The sequence below is a fragment of the Streptomyces sp. 2323.1 genome (genome assembly GCF_900221035.1).
GTDB lineage: Bacteria > Actinomycetota > Actinomycetes > Streptomycetales > Streptomycetaceae > Streptomyces > Streptomyces sioyaensis.
The window spans coordinates 3,749,151-3,771,248 of the sequence record NZ_LT907981.1 but is presented as its reverse complement, the minus strand read 5'-3'; the positions used below and the strand labels follow the sequence as shown (position 1 = coordinate 3,771,248).

Here is a 22,098-nt window from a genome sequence, read left to right as displayed (position 1 = left end):
ACAATCCCGGCAAGCAGCACTCGCCGGGATTATTCAATGGCCCGCTTTAGGGAATCACCTAAGGGTCGCGCCGTAGGCTTCAAAAGGAGCTGGAAGGCGTTCAGCAAGCTTCCGTCCCTCGGTCCTCGGCCGGGATCGGTGCCCGGGCGCCGGACCTCCGCCGTGCCGGACGTGCCAGACCACCTGTCGGATGTACGCCCCGGCACGAAAAGCGGCATCGCACGATACGAGTGAATCAGCAAATGTGCGAATGAGCGAGTGAGTGAATTCGCAGGCGGAGCTGACCAGTAGACGGAGGGTTTGTGCGCAATCGAGAGATATCACTGACGCCCGGAGCCGAGCCGCAGGAGGCGCTGGGCGTCGCCCGCGCGGCGCTGGAGCGGCACGGCTACCAGTGGGTGCCGCAGACCGACAGCAGCGCAGAGGCGCACGAATGCGAAGAGATCCGCAGTCGGCTCTTCACCGGCAAACTCCGCATGAGCCTGGCCGTTCAGGACCAGCGGCTCGTCATGGAAGCCGTGTCCAACGGCCTCGGGCTTGCCGCTGCCACCGGAGCCCCGGCCGCCACCGTACGGATCCGCAACAAGCTGAACCATTGCGCGGACCTGGTGGGCAGCGCGCTCACCCAGGCCGGGCTGGCACGCTGACCACGGCGTAGGCACCTCAGACGTCTCAGGCCCCCGGGGTGGCGAACGGGCCGCCGGTGCCGAAGGCCAGCTCGGCGAAGCGTGCGCCGAGGCGGCGGTGGGTGGCGGCGTCCGGGTGGAGCTGATCGGGCAGCGGCAGCTCGGCGAAGTCCGCCTCGCCGTAGAGGGCGCGGCCGTCGAGGTAGTGCAGATGGGGGTCGTCGGCCGCCCGCTGCTCCACGAGGCGGGCGAGCTCCGTACGGATGACACCCAGCGTCAGCTTCCCGGCGGCCCGCTCCGCGGGGTCGCCCATGGCCGTGAACTGCAGCGTCCCCTCGCTGAGCCGGCTGAAGTCCGGGATGCACGGGCCGGGGGTGTCCTCGTGGAGGGGGCAGTGGAGGGGCGAGACGACCAGCAGCGGCGTGTCGGGGTGTCCGTCGCGGATGGTGTCGAGGAAGCCGTGCACGGCCGGGGTGAAGGCACGCAGCCGCATCAGATCGGCATTGACCAGGTTGATGCCGATCTTGACGCTGATCAGGTCCGCGGGAGTGTCCCGCATGGCGCGGGCGGTGAACGGATCGAGCAGGGCACTGCCGCCCAGACCGAGGTTGATCAGTTCCACGCCGCCGAGGGAAGCAGCGAGCGCCGGCCAGGTCGTGGTGGGGCTCGCCGCATTGGAGCCGTGGCTGACCGAACTCCCGTGGTGCAGCCACACCTTGCGGCCTCCGTGCGGCACGGCCTCGACGGGGGCGTCGGTACGCAACGCGACCAGCTCGGTGGCCTCGTTGTACGGCAGCCAGATCTCGACGTCCTTCACCCGGTCGGGCAGCCCGGTGAACCGTACGGTGCCGACCGGGCCGGGCCGGGTCTCCGTGGAGGCGGTCGTCAGGTCCACCATCAGGACGTTGCCGCCGGTCACACTGGCCTGCCCGGCCAGGCGCCCGTCGACGAGCAGGTCGTACAGCCCGTCGGGACGGGGCGGGGCGCCCTGGTAGGCCACCTTGGTGCGGAGCGTGTCCAGCTCGACGGCGGTGGCCCGGGTACGGAACACCAGCCGTACGCCGGAGGGCTGGGCCTCCGCCATGGCCAGCTGCCCGTCGGCGCACTGCGCACGGGCCCCGGCGGGCAGCCGGTGCGGCAGCAGGCCGTGCTCGGTGCGCTCCAGCTCTAGCGCGCCGCGCAGCAGGTCCGCGGTGAGGGGAGTGGTGATCCAGTCCGCCGCCCGGGGCGTGACGGAGGAGCCGGGTTCGGTGGCGGTGGCGTGCTCGCGAGTCATGACCTCAGCCTGTCAACCGAGTGCCTGCTCCACACATCCTTTTCCGGCTTGCCGCCGGGCGACGGCGCGGCGACCGGCCACGTCCGCCCCCACCGGCCTTCCCTCATCCCCCAACGGGAGGGGACGGGCCGGAGGGGCCTGGTGTGTGGGGCTTTGCTTCCGTGGGCTTGATAAAGAGCAAAGGCGGAGCGCAGCGGAGCGTAAAGCGAAGCAGTCCACACACCAGGCCCCGGAGGCCCGTCACCGCACCCGACAACAACCCAGCCCGCCGCAGGCGCAACGGCGAACAACACCCACGGCGGGAAAGCCGACAACGTGGGGCGCGCCGCAAAGCGCAGCAACCCCCACGGCGGGCCAGCCGACAACGTGGGGCGCGCGGCCGGCCGGCCTAGGCCCGCCCCGCCCCACCCGCCGGGAGGAACGGCAGCAGGCCCGAGATCGCGGCGGACAGCGCGACATTGAGGCCCACCGCGGCCGCCAGCGCATGCCCGTACGCCGCGGTGTCGTGGTGACCGGCGCCGCCGAGCGCGCCGTAGTAGAGGATCCCGACGACGGCCACGCCCACCGCGCCGCCGATCTGCTGTCCGGTGGAGAGCACCCCGGAAGCCATGCCCACCTCCGCGGGGCCGACGGTGCCGAGCACCGCGTTCAGCAGCGGGGTGACCAGCAGGCCGTTGCCCACGCCCACCAGGACCAGGGCCGGCGTCAGCTCCCAGGCCGTCAGTCCGGCACCGGAGTGGACGGCGAGCGCGACGGTGCCGAGGAAGCCCACGAGGCCGGTCAGTGCGCCGAGTTGCAGCACCCGCCGCCCGTAGCGGGCCAGCCTGCCGGCGAGGAGACTTGCGGCGAAGAAGGCCACGGCGAGCGGTGTGTAGACCAGGCCGGCCCCGAGCGCGTCCATCCCCAGCCCGTCCTGCAACGTCAGCGACAGGATCAGGAAGAAGGAGTTGATGCCCGCGTAGGTGAGCAGGACCAGGGCCATCCCGACCGCGAACGAACGCTCCCGCAGCAGCCCCAGCCGCACCAGCGGGGCGCCGCCCGCCGCGTCCACCCGCCGCTCCACCAGCCCGAACGCGGCGAACGCGGGCACGCATGCGGCCAGGCTGAGCCAGGTCCACGGCGGCCAGCCGGACGAGCGGCCCTCGACCAGCGGCACCACGAGCAGAAACAGTGCCACGGTCAGCACCACGGCCCCGGACAGATCGAGCCGGCGGGCCTGCGGCGCCCGCGACTCGGGCACGAACAGCCAGGCGAGCAGCAGCGTCACCACACCGATGGGCACATTGACCCAGAACACCGGCCGCCAAGTGGAACCGAAGAGATCGGCGGCGATCAGTACACCGCCCACCAACTGTCCGGCCATCGTGGCCATTCCGATGACGGCACCGAGCGCACCGAACGCCGTCGGGCGCTTCTCCGCCGGGATCAGCACCTGGATCACCGCGAAGACCTGCGGGAACATCGCCGCCGCGCTGAGGCCCTGGACCAGCCGTGCCGCGATCAGGCTGCCGGCGCCGGGCGCGAGCGCACAGCCCACGGAGGACAGCGTGAACAGCGCCATCCCCAGCAGGAACAGCCGCTTGCGGCCGAAGCGGTCGCCGAGCCGGGCGCCGGTGATCAGGGCGAGGGCGTAGGTGAGTTGATAGCCCGCCAGGATGAGCTGGATATCGGCCGCGGAGGCGTGCAGGTCGGCCTGGATGGCGGGCGCGGCGACCAGCACGATGAAGGTGTCGAGCACCGCCATGAAGGCCCCGACCAGCACGATGGCCAGTGCGCGCCAGGGGGCTGCCGTCGTGGGGCGTACGGCGTGCGGTCCGTCGGCCGGCCGTGGCGTCGCGGTCCGCGGTCCGCCGTCGGCCGCGAGTGGTGTCTGCTCCATACGGCCAGCGTCGGACGACGCCGCCCCGGCGAACAGAGACCGATTATGCTGGTTTTCCCACCACCCCCCTCTACGTGCTGCGCCCCCACGTCCGCGCGGCGGCCCCGACGCGGCCGACGCCCCGCGAGCCGCGGCGAACGGGAGTACCGATGGACGACCAGCAACGCCGCCGCAGCCTCGGGGAGTTCCTGCGCTCGCGCCGGGAGCGGCTCACGCCCCGGGAGGCGGGCATCCTCGCGGGGCCCCGGCGGCGCACCCCGGGGCTGCGGCGCGAAGAGGTCGCCCAGCTCTCCGGTGTCAGCGTGACCTGGTACACCTGGCTGGAGCAGGCGCGCGACATCACCGTCAGCCGGCAGGTCCTGATGAGCCTGGCGCGTGCGCTGATGCTCAGCTCGGTCGAGCGCCGGTATCTGTTCGCGCTGGCCGGGCTGCCACTGCCGGAGCGTCCGGCGGACGGCGGCCCCGGCCCCGCCCTGCAGAAGCTGGTGGAGGCGCTCGAACCACACCCCGCCTATCTCCTCGACGCCAACTGGGACCTGGTCGGCTGGAACCGTGCCGAGGCCGGACTGATCGGCGATCCGGGACAGCTGGAGCCGGCCGAACGCAATCTGCTGTGGCTGGTGTTCATGGATCCGGCGATGCGCTCGCTGCTGGCCGACTGGCACGGACAGGCCCAGGACCTGGTCGCCCAGTTCCGGGCGGACGCCCGGCCGCGCTCGGGCGATCCGCGCTTCGAGCAGCTCACGAGCGGGCTACGGGAGGCGAGCGAGGAATTCCGTACCTGGTGGGCGGCGCACGACATCGCCGACTTCGGCAGCAGCCGCCGGCGCTTTGCGCATCCTCGGGTCGGGGCGCTGACCTTCGACTATGTGAAGCTGGCGGCCCTGGACGCGCCCGGCATCAAGCTGTTCGCCTGTATGCCGGCGGATGCCGGGACGGCGGCCAAGCTGCCCGCGCTCCAGCGGTGCGCGACGGGTGCGCGGGGCGAGGTGGACGTCACCGCCGCGGATTGACCGCGACGGCCTTGAAGAAGGTGTAGTGGAAGGTCCCGCCGTCGTCCGCCAGTCGCAGCTCGGCTCACTGACCGTCCGGCCCTGACCCACCCGGACCGGCCACACACCCGCCCCATTCACGGACACGGAGGCGAGGCCCCCCACCTCCCACTACGAGCACCCCCTACGCCCCGTCGTCCCCGCTATCCCCGCCGCCGCCCCCATCGAAATGAATCAACGGCTTGATGATGCCCCCCTCCTTCGCCGCCATCATCTGAAAAGCCCGTTCAATCTCACCGAAGCTGAATTCGTGCGTGGTCATCGGCGTGGGATCGACCTTCCCTGTCTCCATCAACCGGAAGATCCGCCGAAGCCACCCGCGGCCTCCGCGGTTGAACCCGCCGTAGACCTGCTTGTCGGCCATGCCGTATCCGAACGGCTCCAGGGGGATCTTCAGCGGCTCGCGCACCTCCCCGTGGTACCCGACGTTGGAAATCCGCCCTCCCGGCTTCGTGACCCGGAAGGCCGCCTCCCAGGTCTCGGGGCTGCCGAGCGCCTCGATGGCCGCGTCGACCCCCTGGCCGTCCGTCAGCTCCAGGATCCGCTCGACCGGGTCGCACCGTGTGTGGTCGACGATCAGATCGGCCCCGAAGCGGCGGGCGAGTTCCTGACGGGCGGGAATCGACTCGACGGCGATGATGAGGCCGGCCCCGAGCAGCCGGCAGCCGATCGTCGCCGACAGCCCCACCGCGCCCTGCGCGAAGATCGCGACGGTCTCGCCCAGTTCGAGTTCCGCGTGTTCGGCGGCGACGAACCCGGTGGAGAGCATGTCGGTCGCATACAGCGCCTGATGGTCGGACAGCCCTTCCGGAATCGGTGCGAGATTGGCCTCGGCATTGTTGACGAGAAAATACTGCGCCAGGGTCCCGTCGCGCTGATTGGTGAATTTGGCGCCGCCCAGCATCAGCCCGTGGCATTGCGAGGAGAACCCGCGCTGGCAGGAATCGCACTGGAAGCAGGGCGTGATCCCGGCAGCCGCGACGCGCTGGCCTTCGACCAGTCCCTCGACCGCCGAGCCGAGCGCATGGACGACACCGACCGCCTCATGCCCCAGCGTCACATCCGGAGCAACCGGAATGACGCCCCGCATGACGTGCACATCGGTCGTGCACACCAAGGCCGCGGTGGTGCGCACGACCACGTCATTGGGACCGGGCTCGGGGACCGGCTTCTCGATGACGCCGACCTCGCCGACCTTCCGGAGCACGAAAGCCCTCACGTCAGCCCACCTGCCGTCCGACGCGGCAGTAGGAGGAGATCGAATTCGTCAGCGTGGCTCATGCCATCGCCTTTCCCGCAGGTGAGCCCGGGCGACGGCCGTTACATCATCTTCCGCCCGTTCGGCCGACAGCCCCCGCACGACGGCTCAAGTCATCGTGGCCACGGTGATCCACGAGTTTGCGTCTTCCCTCGTTCCCGGCATCGTCCAGACGGAAAGTTTCGACTGTGGGCGCATCCGCGCATGCCGGGGATGGTGTTCCCCGCCTCGGCCGGGTGAGCGCCCTCCGAGGCACTCAGCGGAACGGAATCGCCCGCCCCTTCTCCTCCTCCTGCCGTGGGCCGAAGATCCGCCGTTCCGCCTCCGTGATCGCGACATCGTGGATGCCGGCTTCCCGGCGGCGCATCAGCCCCTCCTCGTCGAACTCCCACAACTCATTGCCGTAGCTGCGCCACCACTGCCCGGCCGCGTCATGGCACTCGTACTGGAAGCGCACCGCGATCCGGTTGCCGTCGTAGGACCACAGTTCCTTGCGCAGCGCGTAGTCCAGCTCGCGGGCCCACTTCTGGCGCAGGAAGCCGACGATCTCCTCGCGGCCGGCGAGGAAGGTGTCCCGGTTCCGCCAGACCGAGTCCTCGGTGTACGCGAGGGCGACCCGCTCGGGATCGCGGGTGTTCCAGGCGTCCTCGGCGGCCTGCACCTTCTGCCGCGCGCTCGCCTCGTCGAACGGCGGGAACGGTGGGCGTGACGGCATGGCGGGCCTCCCTGCTCTCAAACCTCCGGAGAACGAGCGTTCTCGCTCGTTCGGCTAGCATAGAGAACGACCGTTCTCCTGGGAAGTGCCGGAAGGGCCATGGAACACGACGAAGCCCGTACGCGGATACTCGACGCCGCGGAGAAGCTGTTCTACGACCGCGGAATCCAGTCCGTCGGCATGGACGAACTCCGCTCCACCGCCGGGGTGTCCCTCAAGCGCCTCTACCAGTGCTTCCCGGCCAAGCACGACCTCGTCGAGGCCTCTCTGCGCCGCCGCGACACCCGGTGGCGCACCGCCCTCACCGCGTACGTCACCGAACACGCCGACACCCCCGAGGCCCGGCCGCTCGCGGTCTTCGACTGGCTGCACGACTGGTTCACCGCCCCGGACTTCCGCGGCTGCGCCTTCATCAATTCTTTCGGCGAACTGGGGGCGACCTCGGACGGGGTCGCCCGCGTCGCCCGCGAACACAAACACGCCCTGCTCTCGTACCTCACGGACCTCGCCCGGGATGCGAGGGCCCCCGAACCGGCCGCCATGGGCGGGCAGTTGGCCGTCCTCGTGGACGGCGCGATCACCACAGCCGCACTCACCGGCGACCCGTCCGCCGCCCGCCAGGCCCGTACTGCCGCTGCGGCCCTCCTGGCGGCTGCCCGGACGGCAACAGCACCGGGATGACACCACCGCAAGCCGTGGCCGGAAACCAGGAGATGGCTGCCCCGCGGGGAACGCCGGAGGGAGGCGCTGAGTTCACGGGGAGTCCCCGGACAGTGCGGAAGCGGGGAACTCGGCCAGGACGTCGGCCATGGTCTCGGCGAGCCCGACGATCTTCCCGTACGGCTTACTGCCTTTGAGCCAGCCGATCATTTGGTTCCCGTGCAGCCGCCAGCCCATGTGGGCGCCCGCGGTGATCCGAACCACCGGCTCAGTGATGACCAGCTTGGCGAAGGCGGGGTCGACGGAGCACTTGATCATGCGAGGTCTGCGGCCCTGGGGCAGGTGGACGGGGACTCCTGCGCGGGGCGGGAGGGGTTCGCTCCGGAGCCGGTAGACCACCGTGCCGACGGAGACCGACGTATCGGGGAGGCTGGTCGGCAGTGTGAGGACGGCTACCGAATACATGTTGAGGATGGTGCCGTAGCGGCCGCCTTTGCGTACCCCGGACAGGTGGAAAAGTGTCGCCGGGTAGCCTCGCACCTTCCCTTCCAACACATTCTGGGCGTGATTTCTGAGCGTGCCGAAGGGGTGGCCGGGAACGCCGAACGTGTCCACCCAGTCAGCTGATTCACGTTTTCGGTAGTGATGCCATTCGGGGGCCTGGCGATATCTGCGGACACTCCTACTGACCCGCCACATGATTGCGGTCTCCTCAGCTGTCGTACGCGCCGTCCGGATCGGTCAGTGCGGAACGTGGCTGGTCGAACGGGCTCGTAGGGTGTTCGGCGGTCCGGTCGGTCTCGTTGGCGTTGGCATCTCCGTAGACGACGCCATTGGCGGCCGCCTGCCGCCCGGGGCCGAAGGTAGGGCCGGTGTCGGGGTCGCGGTGCCGTCCGCCTCCCCCGTGCTCGTAGCGGGCCTCGCCACCGTGTACCGCCGCTCCGCCAGCTGCGCCGCCGCCGGCACTGGTGATCAGGTCCGGGATGAGGTTGTCGGTTGTCTTGCTGCCTTGGTGGATATCGAGGCCGTCGGCAGCCATCTGCCCACCCGCGCTGGTGGCCGCACCTGTGGCCGTCTTCCCCCAGAATCCGTCGCCTTCAAAGGCCTTGCCGAGTGCGCCGGACATCTTCCCACCGATCGCCCGGCCTCCCGCTCCGAGCGCTGTGCCGACGCCCCCGGCCACTGCGGCGTCCTGGAAGTCCTGACCCCAGGTGACCTCCTGGCCGGTGAACACCTGGCCCAGCACGTTCCCCGTGAAGTTGCCGGTGACGTTCGTGCCGAATTCCACGCCGATCTTCAGGAGCTTGCTGCTCTCCATGAGGGTGCGGAGGCTCTCCAACGCCGACTCGACGGTTTTGAGGAGTTTGGCAAGCCGCGCGACGACAGTGCCGGCCTCGGCGACTTCGGCCGCCGCGGCTCCCGCGGCCACCGCGTCGGAGAAGCCTGCGGTGATGACGGTCAGGCCCAGGCCAACTGCTGCAGTGACCGCCAGTTCTTCAAGGACGTGTTGTACCTGCTCGTTGGCGTCCTCTATGTGATCAGCGGCCTGTTCCAGTTCCTTGGCCACTCGCTCGAAGTTGGGCACTGCGTGGTCGAGCTGCTGTTTGGTGTGCGTCCAGTGTTCTCTGAACCCGGTAGCGGCCCGGCCGCTCCAGTCCGCCTCTGCCAGGTCTGCGACTTGCTGGTCGAGATCTCGTCCCGATACCTGGAGATCACGGGCCATTTCCCGCCATGCCGCTGCGCACGTGCGCAGCACCTCCGGATTGCCGCCGGGTTTGAGGATGTTGAAGCTTTTCTCGATCTCCTGCTGCTGCTCGGCCATGGTCACTCCCCCTTGAACGCGGCCGCTTGCTGCACGTCTGTGTGCTCGTAGTTCGCTGCAGTACGGTCCAGACCCGCCGCGTACCCCGCAAGTTGTTGGTGCAGCTGCTGGAGATTTTTTACCGTGGCCCGCGTCATCTCCACGTACTTGGCCAATGCCTCGGTTGACTCACTGAGAACACCGAACGCTTCGTCAACGTTCTCTGCCTTCTTGGCGAACTGGTTGACCTGGCCTTCAAGCCGGCTTTCTACGTGCTTGAAGTCGTGAGATAAGTTGCGGAGTTTATCCGGATGGGCAGTGAATTTCTCGTGCGCCATATTCCGCTCCCCGTTGCTGCATGATCGGCCATCGAAAACACGCTATCGGCTGGTGCGGCTGAACTGCAGTGCTGTCGCGTCAAGAAGCCAACAAGAGATTCAAAACCTGCGAATGCAATGGGCAAGCGAAAGGTAAAGACCGGCTTGGCGGTGGAGCACCTTCGGAGTGACTGTCTCCGCTACGGAGAGCCGACCATCTCCGCGGCGGAAAGCTACCGGCCGTCCTCGCGCCGGAAGACGGCCGTCCACAGGAACGGCTCGCCGAAGTGGGGGGAGTCCGGGGGCTCGTCGTGCATGCGGCGGAGTTCGAGTTCCGTCAGGTGGGAGAAGATTTCGCGCAAGGAGTCCGGGGTGTAGGCGAGGCCGCCCTGGAGGCCGGAGTGGCGGTAGAAGTCGCGGTCGTCGAGTTCGGAGCCCATTGCGCCGGCGGCGAAGCAGGTGAGGGCGAGGTGGCCACCAGGGGCCAAGGACCGGTCGAGCAGGGCGAGGTAGCTCAGGCGGCGGTGCGGCGGCAGATGGTGGAAGCAGCCGGAGTCGTAGATCAGGTCGTACGGGCCGGCGAGTGCGGTGTCGGCGAGGGTGAAGGCGTCGCCGCAGAGGAAGCGGACCTCGGCCTTCGTTTCTGCGGCGCGGTCCTGGGCCCAGGCGATGGCTGCCGGGGAGAGGTCGACCGCGTCCACCTCGAAGCCCGCCGCGGCGAGGTGGAGCGCATTGCGGCCGGGGCCGCAGCCCAGGTCGAGGGCGCGTCCCGGGGTGAGCAGTCCGCGGTCCAGGCAGGAGACCAGGTTCTCGTCGGGCTTCGCCACGAAGAACGGCACCGGCTTCGCGCGGTCCGCGTAGAAGCCGTCCCACCAGGAGGCTCCGTCGGCGGTCCAGCGGTCGGCCTCCGGGGTGAACAGGCCGTCCAGGAGGGTGAGTACGTCCTCGATGGTGCGGATGTTCCGGTCCATGTGGTCCCCCTTGATCCGGTCCCTGTGGTCCCGGTTTGCCGGTCCATGCGGTCCGCCTTTGCCGGTGCGGTGAGCGTAGTCGGGAACGCCGCATCAGCCCAGGTCAGGTGGGGTGGAGGGGAGGTCGTTGCGGGGTGTGAGAGGGGCGCGCGTGAGGGTGGGGAGGGGGACCGACCATGGGCCGGGTGGGGCGCCGTTCGGGTGCTGTCCAGGGGCGTCACGGGGGTGTTTACGAGCGCGCCGGGGACGGTTTTTCAGCGAGCCGAGCGAACCGAGCCGAACCGAACCGAGCCGAGCCGCCGGGCGCGCCCCTGTCGTGCGAGGCAGCCCGGCGGCTCGGAAGCAAAGACAGATGACAGGGGGGCCTAGCCCAGCACCCGTCCCAGGGAGTTGAGTGCCCCGTCCAGTTCTTCCGCGGTGATGGTCAGCGGCGGGGCCAGCCGGATCGTTGAGCCGTGGGTGTCCTTGACCAGGATGCCTTCCTTCAGGAGGCGTTCGCTGATTTCGCGGCCGGTGCCGAGGGCGGGGTCGATGTCCACGCCCGCCCACAGGCCGCGGGAGCGGAAGCCGGTCACGCCCTTGCCGGTCAGCGCGGCCAGGCCGGTGCGCAGCCGCTCGCCGAGGTCGGCGGCGCGGCGCTGGAATTCGCCGGTGGCGAGCAGCTCGATCACGGCCGAACCGACCGCGGCCGCCAGGGGGTTGCCGCCGAAGGTCGAGCCGTGCTGGCCGGGGCCGAGCACGCCGAGCACCTCGCGGCGGGCGACGACCGCGGAGACCGGGACGATGCCGCCGCCGAGGGCCTTGCCCAGGAGGAGCACGTCGGGGACGACGGACTCGTGCTCGACGGCCAGGGTCTTTCCGGTGCGGCCCAGGCCGGACTGGATCTCGTCGGCGATGAACAGGCACCCGGTCCGGCGGGTCAGTTCGCGGACGCCGGTGAGGTAGCCGTCGTCGGGGATCAGGACACCGGCCTCGCCCTGGATCGGCTCGATCAGCACGGCGGCCGTGGTCTCGTCCACGGCCGCTTCGAGCGCGGCCAGGTCGTTGTAGGGGACGGTGCGGAAGCCGGGGGCGAAGGGACCGAAGCCGGCGCGGGCCTCGTCGTCGTCGGAGAAGCCGACGATGGTGGTCGTCCGGCCGTGGAAGTTGCCGCCGGCCACCACGATCGTCGCCCGGTCCGCCGGGACGCCCTTGACGTCGTACGCCCACTTGCGGGCGACCTTGATGCCGCTCTCCACCGCCTCGGCGCCGGTGTTCATCGGCAGCACCATGTCCAGGCCGGTCAGCTCGGCGAGGCCCTCGGCGAAGCCGGCGAGCCGGTCGTTGTGGAACGCGCGGGAGGTGAGGGTGAGTTGATCCAGCTGGCGGTGGGCGGCCTCGATCAGCGCCGGGTGCCGGTGGCCGAAGTTGAGCGCCGAGTAGCCGGCCAGCATGTCGAGGTAGCGGTTCCCCTCGACGTCCTCGACCCAGACGCCCTCGGCGCGCGCGACCACCACGGGCAGCGGGTGGTAGTTGTGCGCGAGAACCGGGCCCTCGGCCTGGATCAGCTCCGCGGACGAACGGGGAGCGAGCACCGGGGCAATGCGAGTGGGAGCGGTCATCAGCGGATCTCCTGGGTGCAGCACTTGATGCCACCGCCGGCCTTGTGGAACTCGGACAGGTCGACGGGGACGGGGACGTAGCCCTCGGTGGTGAGCCGGCCGATGAGGCCGGTCGCCTGGGGGGCGATGAACACATGGCGGCCGTCGGAGACGGAGTTGAGCCCGAAGGCCATGGCGTCGGCCCGGGTGGCGAGCACCGCACGGGGAAAGAGCCGGGCGAGCACCTCGCGGCAGCCGGGTGAGAAGGCCTCCGGGTAGTACGCGATGTTCTCCTCGTCGAGCACGAAGAGCGCGGTGTCGAGGTGGTAGAAGTACGGGTCCACCAGCTGGAGGCTGATGGTCGGCACCCCGAAGTATTCCTGCACCTCCTGGTGGGCGGCGCGCGTCGTGCGGAATCCGGTGCCGGCCAGCACATACGGGCCCGCCGGGACCAGATCGCCCTCGCCCTCGCACACCGACTCGGGCCGGTAGACGTCGAAGCCGGCGGCCTTGAACCACGTCTCGTACGCGGTGGACTCCGGCCGCCGCTGCGGGGCGTGGAAGAGCGAGCCGAAGACCCGCCCCGCCAGGACCAGCGCCGAATTCGCCGCGAACACCATGTCCGGCAGGCCGGGCACCGGCGGCACGGTCTCCACCGTGTGCCCGTGCGCGCGATAGGCGCACATCAGGGCCTCCCACTGGCGGGCGGCGAGCGCGGTGTCGACCGGTGCGTCCGTCCGCATCCAGGGGTTGATGGCGTAGTGCACATCGAAGTGCCGGGGTTCGCACACCAGAAAGCGCCGCGGGCGCGGCACACGACTCGTCAGCACAGACATCCCTCCTGCCATGACAGACCGTTAAGGGTTGTCACCTCGTGTTTTCCACGGTACGGAGCGAGGGATTCCGGCAACAAGCAACAAATGCTGCGTATCCGCGCAGCAATGCTGCGTTTCAGCCGTTATTTCTGCACGTTTTCTGCGTCACTCGGCTCGAAGGATCCGCGGGCGCCGGCCTCCGGGCTCTCCGGCAGCAGGTGGGACAGCACCATGTAGCTGATCGTCTTGCGGATGAACGGTTCGGCCCGGATGCGTTCGAGTACCTCCTCGAAGTGCTCGACATCGGTCGCCCGCACATGCAGCAGCGCATCGGCGCCCCCGGTGACGGTCATCGCCGCGGCGATCTCCGGATGGTTGCGTACGACCTCCGCGAGCCGGCGGGGCGGTGCGGCGCTGTCGCAGTACACCTCGACGTACGCCTCGGTCAGCCAGCCCAGCGCGGACGGCCGGACGGTGGCGCTGAACCCCGTGATCACCTTGCTCTCCCGCAGCCGGTCCACCCGCCGTTTCACCGCGGTGGCCGACAGCCCGATCGCCCCGCCGATCTCCGCGAAGCTCGCCCGGCCGTTGTCGATCAGCGCCGCAATGATCTTGCGGTCGAGCTCGTCGAAGGGCGCGGCCTTGCTGGTCACTGGACCTCCCATTGCATCCCGGTCCCGCTCCGTCCTGCCTGGTCCCGGGCGGCCGCGGTCGCCTCACGGTAGCGACACCGGACGCGCGGGGCGGCTCGGCCCGCCCCGCCGTGTGCCAGTAGGTCAGCCGCCCGCGCGCGGGCCCGGGTTGCCGGGCGCGTGGGCCCACGGCACTGCCCGATCCCCGCATGGGATCCTGGTACGTCATGGATCTGCCGGACGGACGGTGGACGGACGTGCGGCGATGACGAGGGTGCCCCATGAGACTCTGCTTCCTGGTGGAGGAGCAGTACCGCCACGACGGCATGCCGCTGGATGTGATCCGCCAACTCGGCGCCTGGGGCCACCAGGTGGACGTGCTGTGGCCCGGCCGCTCGCTGATATCCCTGTCCGACGCGATACAGGCGGGCAGCCATGACGCGTGGGTACTCAAGACCGTCTCCGGCGGCCCGGGACTGACCCTGCTGGAGGCCGCGGCGTCCGCCGGGCTGACGACGGTGAACGATGTCCGGGCGATCCGCGGGGTGCGCGACAAGGCGCTGGCCGCGGTGATCGCCCGCGGTACGGGGCTGCCCGTCCCGGTGACGTACGCGGCGGCCCGGCCGGAGGAGCTCGCGGAGATACCCGAGGCGGAGTTCCCGCTCGTGGTCAAGCCCGCGGACGGCAGTTCCGGGCGCGCGGTCCGGCTGGTGGCGACGCCGGACCGGCTGCTGGAGCCCATGGCGCCGGGTGACTGCGCCGGCGGGCTGCTCATCGCCCAGCCCTACGTCCCCAACTCCGGTACGGATCTGAAGGTCTACAGCGTCGCCGGTGAGCTGTACGCGACCGAGCGGTGCTCGCCCCTGCACCCCGCGCACGACGTACGCGAACGTCAGGTGCCGCTCACCGCCGAGGTCGCCCGGATCGCCGCCCGGATCGGCGAGGTCTTCGGCCTCGACCTCTACGGCGTCGACATCCTGCTCGGGCCCGACGGCCCGGTGGTCGTCGACATCAACGACTTTCCCAGCTTCCGTCAGGTGCCGGACGCGGTCGCCCGGGTGTCCGCCGCCGTACTGGAGCTCGCCCGGCGCGGGACGAGCGGGCGGGACGCGGCTCCGGCGGCCGGGCGGGTGGCTTTGCCGGCGGCCGGACGGGTGACGGGGCAGCCGAATGCGGGGGCCGCCACGACGCGCTCCGTGACCCCTCTCCCGCGCCCCGCCCGGCCCACCGCGCCCCTCGGCGGCGGCCGATGAGGATCTGTCTGCTCACCGCCGACCCCGGCCATCCGCTGCTGGCCGCCGTCACCGCGCTGCTGGCCCCGGAGCACGAGGTCGTTTCGCTGGACCCGGGCAGTGCCACCGCGGGCCCCGCCCTCTTCCCGCTCGCGGACGTCTATCTGCTCAAGGCGCGGACCCCGCGGGCGCTGGCGCTCGCCGCCTTCCTGGAGGAGCACGGCGCCCCGGTGCTCAACTCCGCAGCGGCGACCGCGCGCTGCCAGGACCGCGTCGCGATGGCCGACGTGGCGCGCGCGGCCGGGCTGCCGTTCGCCGCCACCACGGCGCTGACCACGGTCGGCCGGCTGGCGGCCGCCGGCGATCCGGCCACTCCGCTGGTGCTCAAGAGCCGGTTCAGCCGGCGCCACGACCTGGTGGCCCGCGCCGACAGCGCCGCCCGGCTGCGGGAGCTGGCCGCGGACTGGGCAGCGGAGCCGGTGGTGGTCCAGGAGTTCACCGCGAACAGCGGCTGGGACCACAAGCTGTGGGTGGTCGACGGCCGGCTCTTCGCCGGGCTGCGCCGCTCGGAGCTGGCCCCGGGCGGCCGCGGACCGACCCGCTCGCTGCCGGCCGGCGAACTGCCCGCGAGCTGGCGGGACGCCGCGCTGCGGGCCGGCGAGGTCTTCGGCCTGGAGGTCTACGGCGTGGACGTCCTCGACGCCGGCGGCGGCGCGCCGCTGCTCGTGGACGTCAATGCCTTCCCCGGGATCCGCGGCCAGGCCGGCGCCCCGGAGGCGCTCGCGGAACTCGCCCTGCAGACGGCGGCGAACGGCCGTCCGACCACCACAGGCGAAACAAAGCTGCCAGAAGTCAGCCAGAAATAAGCCCAGTTCAACGCACTCCGAACCGAAGCGGCGTGGAGGCGGAAGCTCCTCCTCCATAAGGCCTAAGCCGCCGACCACCGGGGTAGCGCTGCCCCCGTTCAAGGGGGGCGTGGATCGGCGCGCCGTCCTTCCGTACGCAGGGGAAGAGGCCAGCAACGGTGTCGCAGCAGCCATTCGAATTGCCCACCTTCTACACGCCCTATCCGGCGCGGCTGAACCCGCATCTGGAGGCGGCCCGTACGCACTCCAGGACATGGGCGCGCAGCATGGGAATGCTGGAGGGCTCCGGCATCTGGGAGGAGCCGGACCTCGACGCCCACGACTACGCCCTGCTGTGTTCCTACACCCACCCGGACTGTGACGCCGACGCGCTCTCGCTGGTGACCGACTGGTACGTGTGGGTCTTCTTCTTCGACGACCACTTCCTGGAGAAGTTCAAGCGGACGCTGGACCGCGAGGGCGGCAAGGCGTACCTCGACCGGCTGCCGGCCTTCATGCCGATGGACCTGACCGCGCCCGTTCCCGAGCCGGTCAACCCCGTCGAGGCGGGCCTGGCCGACCTGTGGGCGCGCACCGTGCCGCACATGTCCATGGACTGGCGGCGGCGGTTCGCCGAGAGCACCGAGCATCTGCTCAACGAGTCGCTCTGGGAACTGTCCAATATCGACATCCACCGGGTGCCCAACCCCGTCGAGTACATCGAGATGCGCCGCAAGGTCGGTGGGGCGCCCTGGTCGGCGGGCCTGGTGGAGTACGCGACCGGCGCCGAGGTCCCCGCCGCCGTCGCCGGGTCCCGGCCGCTGCGGGTGCTGCGCGACACCTTCTCCGACGGCGTCCATCTGCGCAACGACCTCTTCTCCTACCAGCGGGAGACGGAGGAGGAGGGCGAGCTGAGCAACGGCGTCCTGGTGCTGGAGACCTTCCTGCAGTGCACCACCCAGGAGGCCGCGGACTCCGTCAACGACCTGATCACCTCGCGGTTGCAGCAGTTCGAGAACACCGTCGTCGGGGAACTCCCCGCGCTCTTCGCCGAGAAGGGTCTGGACCCCAAGTCCTGCGCGGACGTGCTGGCGTACGCCAAGGGGCTCCAGGACTGGCAGTCCGGCGGCCATGAATGGCACATGCGCTCCAGCCGCTACATGAACGGCGGCGGGTCCGCGGCCCGCACCTCGCCCGCCTGGTCGCCGTACCCCCTCGGCGGACTCGGCACCTCGGCCGCGGATCTGCGGCGCGCCCTGGCCACGGCCGGTGCGCACCGTCTGCGCAGCACCACGCATGTGCCGCACCGGAAGGTCGGTCCGTCCCGCATCCCCGATATCCACATGCCGTTCACCACCACCCTCAGCCCGCATCTGGAGGGCGCCCGCCGCCGGGTCGTCGAGTGGGCGCACCGGATGGGCATCCTGCGGCCGCAGCCCGGCGTGCCGCTGTCCGACGTCTGGGACGAGCCCGCGATGATCCGGCACGATCTGGCGCTGTGCGCGGCCGGCATCCACCCCGACGCCACCGCCGACCAACTGGACCTCAGCGCCGCATGGCTGGCCTGGGGCACCTATGCGGACGACTACTACCCGCAGGTCTTCGGGCGGCCGCGCGACCTGCCGGCCGCCAAGGTGTGCACCGAGCGGCTGTCGTCGTTCATGCCCCTCGACCTCTCGGCCCCCGCCCCGGAGCCGGTCAACGCCCTCGAACGCGGGCTGGCGGACCTGTGGTCCCGTACGGCGGGGCCGATGACCCCCGAGGCGCGCCGGGCGTTCCGCCAGTCCGTCGACACGATGACGGCCAGCTGGCTCTGGGAGATCGACAACCAGATCCAGAACCGGATCCCCGACCCGGTCGACTACGTCGAGATGCGCCGGGCGACCTTCGGCTCCGACCTCACCATGAGCCTGAGCCGCATCGGCCACGGCCGGCAGGTCCCGCCGGAGGTCTACCGCACCGGCGCCCTGCGCTCACTGGAGAACTCCGCCGCCGACTTCGCCTGCCTGATGAACGACGTCTTCTCGTACCAGAAGGAGATCGAGTACGAGGGCGAGGTCCACAACGGCATCCTGGTCGTCCAGACCTTCTTCGACTGCGACTACCCGACCGCGCTGCACATCATCAATGACCTCATGACCTCCCGCATGAACGAGTTCCGGCACGTCGCGGCCCATCAACTCCCCGTCGTCTACGACGACTTCGACCTCTCCCCGGAGGCCCGCAAGGCGCTCGACGGATACGTCCAGGAGCTGGAGAACTGGATGGCCGGCATCCTCATCTGGCACCGGGGCTGCCGGCGCTACATCGAGCCCGAGCTGCGTTATCCGACGGGGGCGCCGGGCTGGCTGGGCGCACCGAGCGGCTTGGGGACGTCGGCGGCGCGGCTCTTCCGGTCGGCGGTGGGGGTGGGCGTGGGGTAGAGCGCCGGGCGGGGTGGGCCGCGGGGCCGGAGGCAGTTCCGGCTCGCGCGCGGCCCCTTCACGCCTCTCCTGCCCCTCCCTCTCCTCCCACCCTGCGCAACCAGTCGTGCAGGAGGCGGAAGTCCGCGTCGGTGAGGCCGCACCGGGGATCGACGCGGAGGAGCAGGGCCCGGGGGCCGTGGTGTGCCGCCACCCAGGCCCGGTCCCGGTCGTTGATCTCGTCGTCGACCCAGGCGAAGGCGCGGCCGGCCGCCCGGTCGACGAGCGCGCGGGTCTTCCAGTGCAGCCCGGCGCGCACATCCCGGTCCTCCTCGGCGGACGATTCCGGCCAGCTCAGCACGGGCAGTTCCGGCAGCCCGAGCAGCGGCGCGAGGTACTCGTTCGCCTCGTGCATCCAGGTGGTCGCCCAGACCAGCTCGCACGGCAGCGCCGCCAGCCTGGGCCCGTGCGCGGGGTTGATCCGGCCCAGCAGCGGGTTCGCACCGGCGCCCGGGGGCAGGTGGCCCGCCGCCGGGTACGCCGGATGCCCGCCCGCGCGGTCCTCCGCAGCTCCCCCGAACGGGAGGAGCGGGCCGTCGACGTCGAGGAAGAGCAGCGGGCGCGCCGCGGAACCGGTCACCGCCGCAAGATAGCCGCTCCGCGCGGTACCCGTACGGCGCACTCACCGGCCCCGGGAGCCACGCCGGTCAGCCGCCGGACGCCTCCCTCCATGTCCCGCTGCACGGTGAATATCCCGTATGAGGTGAATATCCTGAGGGGGCGTCGGGAACCCCACTTGGCGACATCCCGTAAGGGCCGGACCCGGGCCGTTCGGACCGCCGCCCGTGGCTGACGAGGAGTTCCGACTGTGCGACGCATGACTGCTTTCCTTGGCGCCCTGGCCCTCACCGGGGCGTTCGTGGCCTTCAGCCCCCATGGCGCCCAGGCCGTCACCGGCGTCATCACGTACCACACCCGCCCGGAGAACCGGCCGCACGAGATCCTCGATCCCGGCGACGACCATTGCTACGGAGTGGGGGACGGCTACGGCACGGTGGACAACGACACCCCCACCGACCTCGTGCTGTACAACGGCCGCGATTGCACCGGCTCCGTGGTCACCGTCGTGCCCCACCGCGACTGGCGCAACGCACGGTTCGGCAGCCTCCGGCTCAGCTCGGACGGCCCGCGGGAAGCGGATCCCGCCGATGCCCCCGACCCCTCCGACAGCCCCGAGCCCTCCGGCGACCCGGACCCGTCGCACAGCGCCGACCCGTCCGACAACGGCGACCCGTCGGACAATGGCGACCCGTCCGACAGTGCCGAGCCGTCCGACAACCAGGAGAGCCCGCAGAACCCGGACGACCCGGATGGCACACATGCGGCGGACGGGGCGCAGGGGCAGGCGCAGGTCCACGGACATAAGCAGGTCCACGGACACAAGCCGGTCCACGGGCACGGACAGCGGCAGGTCCACGGGCAGAGGCAGGGGCGGTCGGCTGGGTGAGGCGGGCCTTTCGCCCTGCGGTCAGCCGGGTGGCATCAGGCTGGACAGCGTCGCCTCGACCAGGCCGTGGGCGTACGACGCGTCCAGCGGGCCCGGCCGGAAGACGAGCCGGTACATCATCGGGGCCACGATGTGGTCCATCACCACCTCGGCGTCCGGGGCCTGTTCGCCGCGGTCGGCGGCGCGGGCGAGGATGATGTCCACCTGCTCGGCGGCGTAGGCCGAACACTGACCCGCATGGCTGCCGTCCGGATCACCGGCGAGCGCATCGCGGATGTACGCACGGCCCGGGGGCGAGGACATCTCCTCCAGGAACTGCTCTGCCCAGGCCTCCAGGTCGGTGCGCAGCGCTCCGTGATCGGCGGGCTCCGTCTCCGGGCGGAGGCGCTCGACGGCCACGTCGGACAGCAGTTCCTGGAGGTCTCCCCACCGGCGGTAGATCGTCGACGGGGTGACGCCGGCGCGGGCGGCGACCAGGGGCACGGTCAGCGCGTCGCGGCCCTGTTCGGCCTCAAGGGCACGCACGGCGGCGTGCACCGATTCCTGGACGCGGGCGCTGCGTCCCCCGGGGCGGGTCATCGGCCTGGGGCTCATGGCTCCACCTTACGGCTTAAGGCGAAGGAGTTGCATCAAGAGGGAGTGGGGAGGGGCTCTCGGAAGCCCGCCGCCGGGGTGGCGCTTCAGGTACGCCGGGCGGCCGGGCGGGCGCATCAGGCGGCCACCGGAACCGGTCCGCCGACGCTGCCGGACGCGGTTTCGTAGGCGCGGCCCACCCGCAGCACGGTGGCCTCGTCGAAGGGCCGGCCCATCAGCTGGAGGCCGGCCGGCAGCCCCGTGCCGTCCGGGCCGACGGGCAGGGACAGGGCGGGGATGCCGGTGATGTTGGCCGGTGCGCAGAGCCTGACGTAGGCGTCGGAGACGGCCTCCACCGTGCCGTCCGGCCACTGCACCTTCTGCTGTCCGGCCTTGACGGCGGCCATCGGCACGCTGGGTGCGGCGACCACATCGACCTGCTGGAACAGCTCGGTCCAGGCCTCGCGCATCAGGGCGCGGGAGCGCTGGGCGCGCAGATAGTCGCCCGCCGGGACGAGTGCGCCGGCCTCCAGCAGGACCCGGACGTCCTCGCCGTAGAGCTCCGGCACCGAGCGCAGCGTCTGTTCGTGGGCGGCGGTCGCCTCGGGCACCATGAGCCCCCACTGGGTCGCCTGGAGGTAGCGGGCCAGCGGGATGTCGATGTCCATGAGCTCGGCGCCGCATGCGTGCAGTTGGTCGATGGCGGCCCGTACCGAGGCCTCCACGCCGGGGTCCACCCGCTCGAAGTAGTGCTGACGGGGGATGCCGATGCGCAGCCCCGTCAGATCGGCGCTCTCCGGGGGCGGGAGGTCCGCCCGGGGCGCGGCCGGAGTGACGCTGCGGCCGGTGAGGGCTGGGGTGTCCGCCGCGCCCGGGGCGCCGGGCGGGCCCTGATTGCCGACCAGGGCGGTGAGCACCAGGGCGGCGTCCTCGACGGTGCGGGTCAGGGGGCCGACGTGGTCCAGCGACCACGACAGCGAGGTCACGCCCTGCAGCGGGAGCAGGCCATAGGTGGGCTTGAGGCCCACCACGCCGTTCAGCGCCGCGGGGACCCGGATGGAGCCGCCGGTGTCCGTACCGAGGGCGAAGGTGGCGGCTCCCGCGGCCACCGCGACGGCCGAGCCGCCGCTCGATCCGCCGGCGATACGGTCGTGGTCGCGCGCATTGCGGGTCTGCGGCGTCGTCAGGCCGTAGCCGAATTCATGGGTGTGGGTCTTGCCCAGCAGGACGGCGCCGGCGGCCGACAGTCGGGCGGCCACGGCGCTGTCCGTGGCCGGCGGGTGCGGCGCCCCGACCCGCGAACTGGCCGTCGTGGGAAGCCCGGCGGCATCGATGAGGTCCTTCAGTCCGAACGGGATGCCGTGCAGGGGGCCGCGATGGCGGCCCGCCGCGATCTCCCGCTCCGCCCGTACGGCCGACCGGCGCGCGGAGTCCGCGGCGAGGGTGACGTACGCCCCCAGACGGTCCTCCACCGCACCGATCCGGCCGAGCACCGACTCGGTCAGCTCCACGGGGGAGAGCTCTCCCGCCCGGATGGCGGTGGCCGCGCCGGCCAGCGTCAACTCATACGGCTGCACCGACGGGCCCTCCTGCCTGGTAGACGGGGGCCGGGGGTGTCTGCCGGAAGTCCAGCTCACGCAGGACGCCGAGGACGGACTGGATGTGGTTCGCCGTGTCGGTCACGGGGGCGAGGCGGTCGTCCGCCAGGGGGAGTCCGGCGCGGAGCGCCCAGCGGGCGCTTTCCTGCGGGGTGAGTTCTGCGGTGGTCATGCACGGCCTTTCGTGATCTGGCACTGCGGTGTCCGGCGCTGTGTGGTCCGGCGCTGTGTGGTCCTGCACTTCGTGGTCCTGCACTTCGTGGTCCTGCGCATCCCTTCGTGGTCTGCGCATCTCTTCCCGGTCCGTGCATGCCGACAACGGAGCGATGGGGCATGGTGGGGAGCGCGAGGGGGGTGAG

General features: G+C 71.0%; 22 protein-coding genes. 7 read left to right on the top strand and 15 right to left on the bottom strand.

Annotation, left to right across the window (positions count from 1 at the left end):
- The first annotated feature begins 302 nt into the window (after positions 1–302).
- Positions 303–647: a hypothetical protein gene (locus CPH93_RS15880; RefSeq protein ID WP_093484315.1), complete on the top strand. Its 345-nt coding sequence runs from the start codon at positions 303–305 to the stop codon at positions 645–647.
- 25 nt (positions 648–672) lie between these two features.
- Here the strand turns inward: CPH93_RS15880 and CPH93_RS15875 are convergent, their stop codons facing one another.
- Both CPH93_RS15875 and CPH93_RS15870 read right to left on the bottom strand, forming a co-directional pair.
- Positions 673–1,902, bottom strand: coding sequence for a GDSL-type esterase/lipase family protein (locus CPH93_RS15875; RefSeq protein WP_173909821.1), 1,230 nt, complete (start codon positions 1,900–1,902; stop codon positions 673–675).
- A 388-nt stretch (positions 1,903–2,290) separates the two neighbouring features.
- Entirely contained in the window at positions 2,291–3,781 is a 1,491-nt protein-coding gene (locus tag CPH93_RS15870) for an MFS transporter (protein ID WP_231977363.1), read from the bottom strand.
- Between the two features lie 149 nt (positions 3,782–3,930).
- Between CPH93_RS15870 and CPH93_RS15865 the strand changes: the two genes are divergently transcribed.
- Positions 3,931–4,794 (top strand): helix-turn-helix transcriptional regulator, encoded by an 864-nt coding sequence (locus CPH93_RS15865; protein ID WP_096213234.1) that lies wholly within the window; start codon positions 3,931–3,933, stop codon positions 4,792–4,794.
- A gap of 163 nt (positions 4,795–4,957) precedes the next feature.
- Here CPH93_RS15865 and CPH93_RS15860 read toward each other — a convergent pair whose 3' ends face one another.
- Together CPH93_RS15860 and CPH93_RS15855 are read right to left on the bottom strand one after the other, a co-directional pair.
- Complete coding sequence (locus CPH93_RS15860; RefSeq protein ID WP_096213233.1) at positions 4,958–6,052, bottom strand: zinc-binding dehydrogenase; 1,095 nt, start codon at positions 6,050–6,052, stop codon at positions 4,958–4,960.
- 295 nt (positions 6,053–6,347) lie between these two features.
- Positions 6,348–6,806, bottom strand: coding sequence for a nuclear transport factor 2 family protein (locus CPH93_RS15855; RefSeq protein ID WP_096213232.1), 459 nt, complete (start codon positions 6,804–6,806; stop codon positions 6,348–6,350).
- Between the two features lie 99 nt (positions 6,807–6,905).
- Between CPH93_RS15855 and CPH93_RS15850 the strand changes: the two genes are divergently transcribed.
- Complete coding sequence (locus CPH93_RS15850) at positions 6,906–7,487, top strand: TetR/AcrR family transcriptional regulator (protein WP_096213231.1); 582 nt, start codon at positions 6,906–6,908, stop codon at positions 7,485–7,487.
- Between the two features lie 72 nt (positions 7,488–7,559).
- On the opposite strand, the gene CPH93_RS15845 is transcribed toward CPH93_RS15850, so the two are convergent.
- The 7 genes from CPH93_RS15845 to CPH93_RS15815 form a co-directional block, all read right to left on the bottom strand.
- Positions 7,560–7,931 (bottom strand): hypothetical protein, encoded by a 372-nt coding sequence (locus tag CPH93_RS15845; RefSeq protein ID WP_159395006.1) that lies wholly within the window; start codon positions 7,929–7,931, stop codon positions 7,560–7,562.
- Between the two features lie 247 nt (positions 7,932–8,178).
- Positions 8,179–9,288 (bottom strand): WXG100 family type VII secretion target, encoded by a 1,110-nt coding sequence (locus CPH93_RS15840; protein ID WP_096213229.1) that lies wholly within the window; start codon positions 9,286–9,288, stop codon positions 8,179–8,181.
- Positions 9,289–9,290: 2 nt separating this feature from the next.
- Entirely contained in the window at positions 9,291–9,605 is a 315-nt protein-coding gene (locus CPH93_RS15835; protein WP_093484322.1) for a type VII secretion target, read from the bottom strand.
- 212 nt (positions 9,606–9,817) lie between these two features.
- Positions 9,818–10,555, bottom strand: a complete 738-nt coding sequence (locus CPH93_RS15830; RefSeq protein ID WP_096213228.1) for a class I SAM-dependent methyltransferase — start codon at positions 10,553–10,555, stop codon at positions 9,818–9,820.
- 365 nt (positions 10,556–10,920) lie between these two features.
- Entirely contained in the window at positions 10,921–12,156 is a 1,236-nt protein-coding gene (rocD, locus tag CPH93_RS15825; RefSeq protein WP_096213227.1) for an ornithine--oxo-acid transaminase, read from the bottom strand.
- On the bottom strand, positions 12,156–12,971 hold the full coding sequence (ddaH, locus tag CPH93_RS15820) for a dimethylargininase (protein ID WP_231977361.1): 816 nt from the start codon (positions 12,969–12,971) through the stop codon (positions 12,156–12,158). Before ddaH ends, rocD begins: the two co-directional genes overlap by 1 nt.
- Before the next feature lie 122 nt (positions 12,972–13,093).
- Complete coding sequence (locus CPH93_RS15815; RefSeq protein WP_093484326.1) at positions 13,094–13,603, bottom strand: Lrp/AsnC family transcriptional regulator; 510 nt, start codon at positions 13,601–13,603, stop codon at positions 13,094–13,096.
- 260 nt (positions 13,604–13,863) lie between these two features.
- Between CPH93_RS15815 and CPH93_RS15810 the strand changes: the two genes are divergently transcribed.
- From CPH93_RS15810 to CPH93_RS15800, 3 genes are all read left to right on the top strand, one after another.
- Entirely contained in the window at positions 13,864–14,835 is a 972-nt protein-coding gene (locus CPH93_RS15810) for an ATP-grasp domain-containing protein (RefSeq protein ID WP_096213225.1), read from the top strand.
- Positions 14,832–15,680, top strand: a complete 849-nt coding sequence (locus CPH93_RS15805; protein WP_096213224.1) for an ATP-grasp domain-containing protein — start codon at positions 14,832–14,834, stop codon at positions 15,678–15,680. The genes CPH93_RS15810 and CPH93_RS15805 overlap by 4 nt, the downstream gene beginning before the upstream one ends.
- Positions 15,681–15,838: 158 nt before the next feature.
- Positions 15,839–18,082 carry a family 2 encapsulin nanocompartment cargo protein terpene cyclase gene (locus CPH93_RS15800; protein WP_096213223.1) on the top strand — a complete coding sequence of 748 codons (2,244 nt, stop codon included), beginning with the start codon at positions 15,839–15,841 and terminating at the stop codon, positions 18,080–18,082.
- Positions 18,083–18,140: 58 nt separating this feature from the next.
- Here CPH93_RS15800 and CPH93_RS15795 read toward each other — a convergent pair whose 3' ends face one another.
- Positions 18,141–18,701, bottom strand: a complete 561-nt coding sequence (locus CPH93_RS15795; RefSeq protein WP_093484330.1) for an HAD domain-containing protein — start codon at positions 18,699–18,701, stop codon at positions 18,141–18,143.
- A gap of 237 nt (positions 18,702–18,938) precedes the next feature.
- Between CPH93_RS15795 and CPH93_RS15790 the strand changes: the two genes are divergently transcribed.
- A complete protein-coding gene (locus tag CPH93_RS15790; protein ID WP_096213222.1) occupies positions 18,939–19,568 on the top strand; it encodes a chitin-binding protein in 630 nt (209 codons plus the stop codon).
- Between the two features lie 21 nt (positions 19,569–19,589).
- On the opposite strand, the gene CPH93_RS15785 is transcribed toward CPH93_RS15790, so the two are convergent.
- The 3 genes from CPH93_RS15785 to CPH93_RS15775 form a co-directional block, all read right to left on the bottom strand.
- Positions 19,590–20,162 carry a TetR/AcrR family transcriptional regulator gene (locus CPH93_RS15785; protein WP_093484332.1) on the bottom strand — a complete coding sequence of 191 codons (573 nt, stop codon included), beginning with the start codon at positions 20,160–20,162 and terminating at the stop codon, positions 19,590–19,592.
- A gap of 116 nt (positions 20,163–20,278) precedes the next feature.
- Entirely contained in the window at positions 20,279–21,718 is a 1,440-nt protein-coding gene (locus CPH93_RS15780) for an amidase (protein ID WP_096213221.1), read from the bottom strand.
- On the bottom strand, positions 21,705–21,911 hold the full coding sequence (locus CPH93_RS15775) for a hypothetical protein (RefSeq protein ID WP_093488934.1): 207 nt from the start codon (positions 21,909–21,911) through the stop codon (positions 21,705–21,707). The genes CPH93_RS15780 and CPH93_RS15775 overlap by 14 nt, the downstream gene beginning before the upstream one ends.
- Between the last annotated feature and the right edge of the window lie 187 nt (positions 21,912–22,098).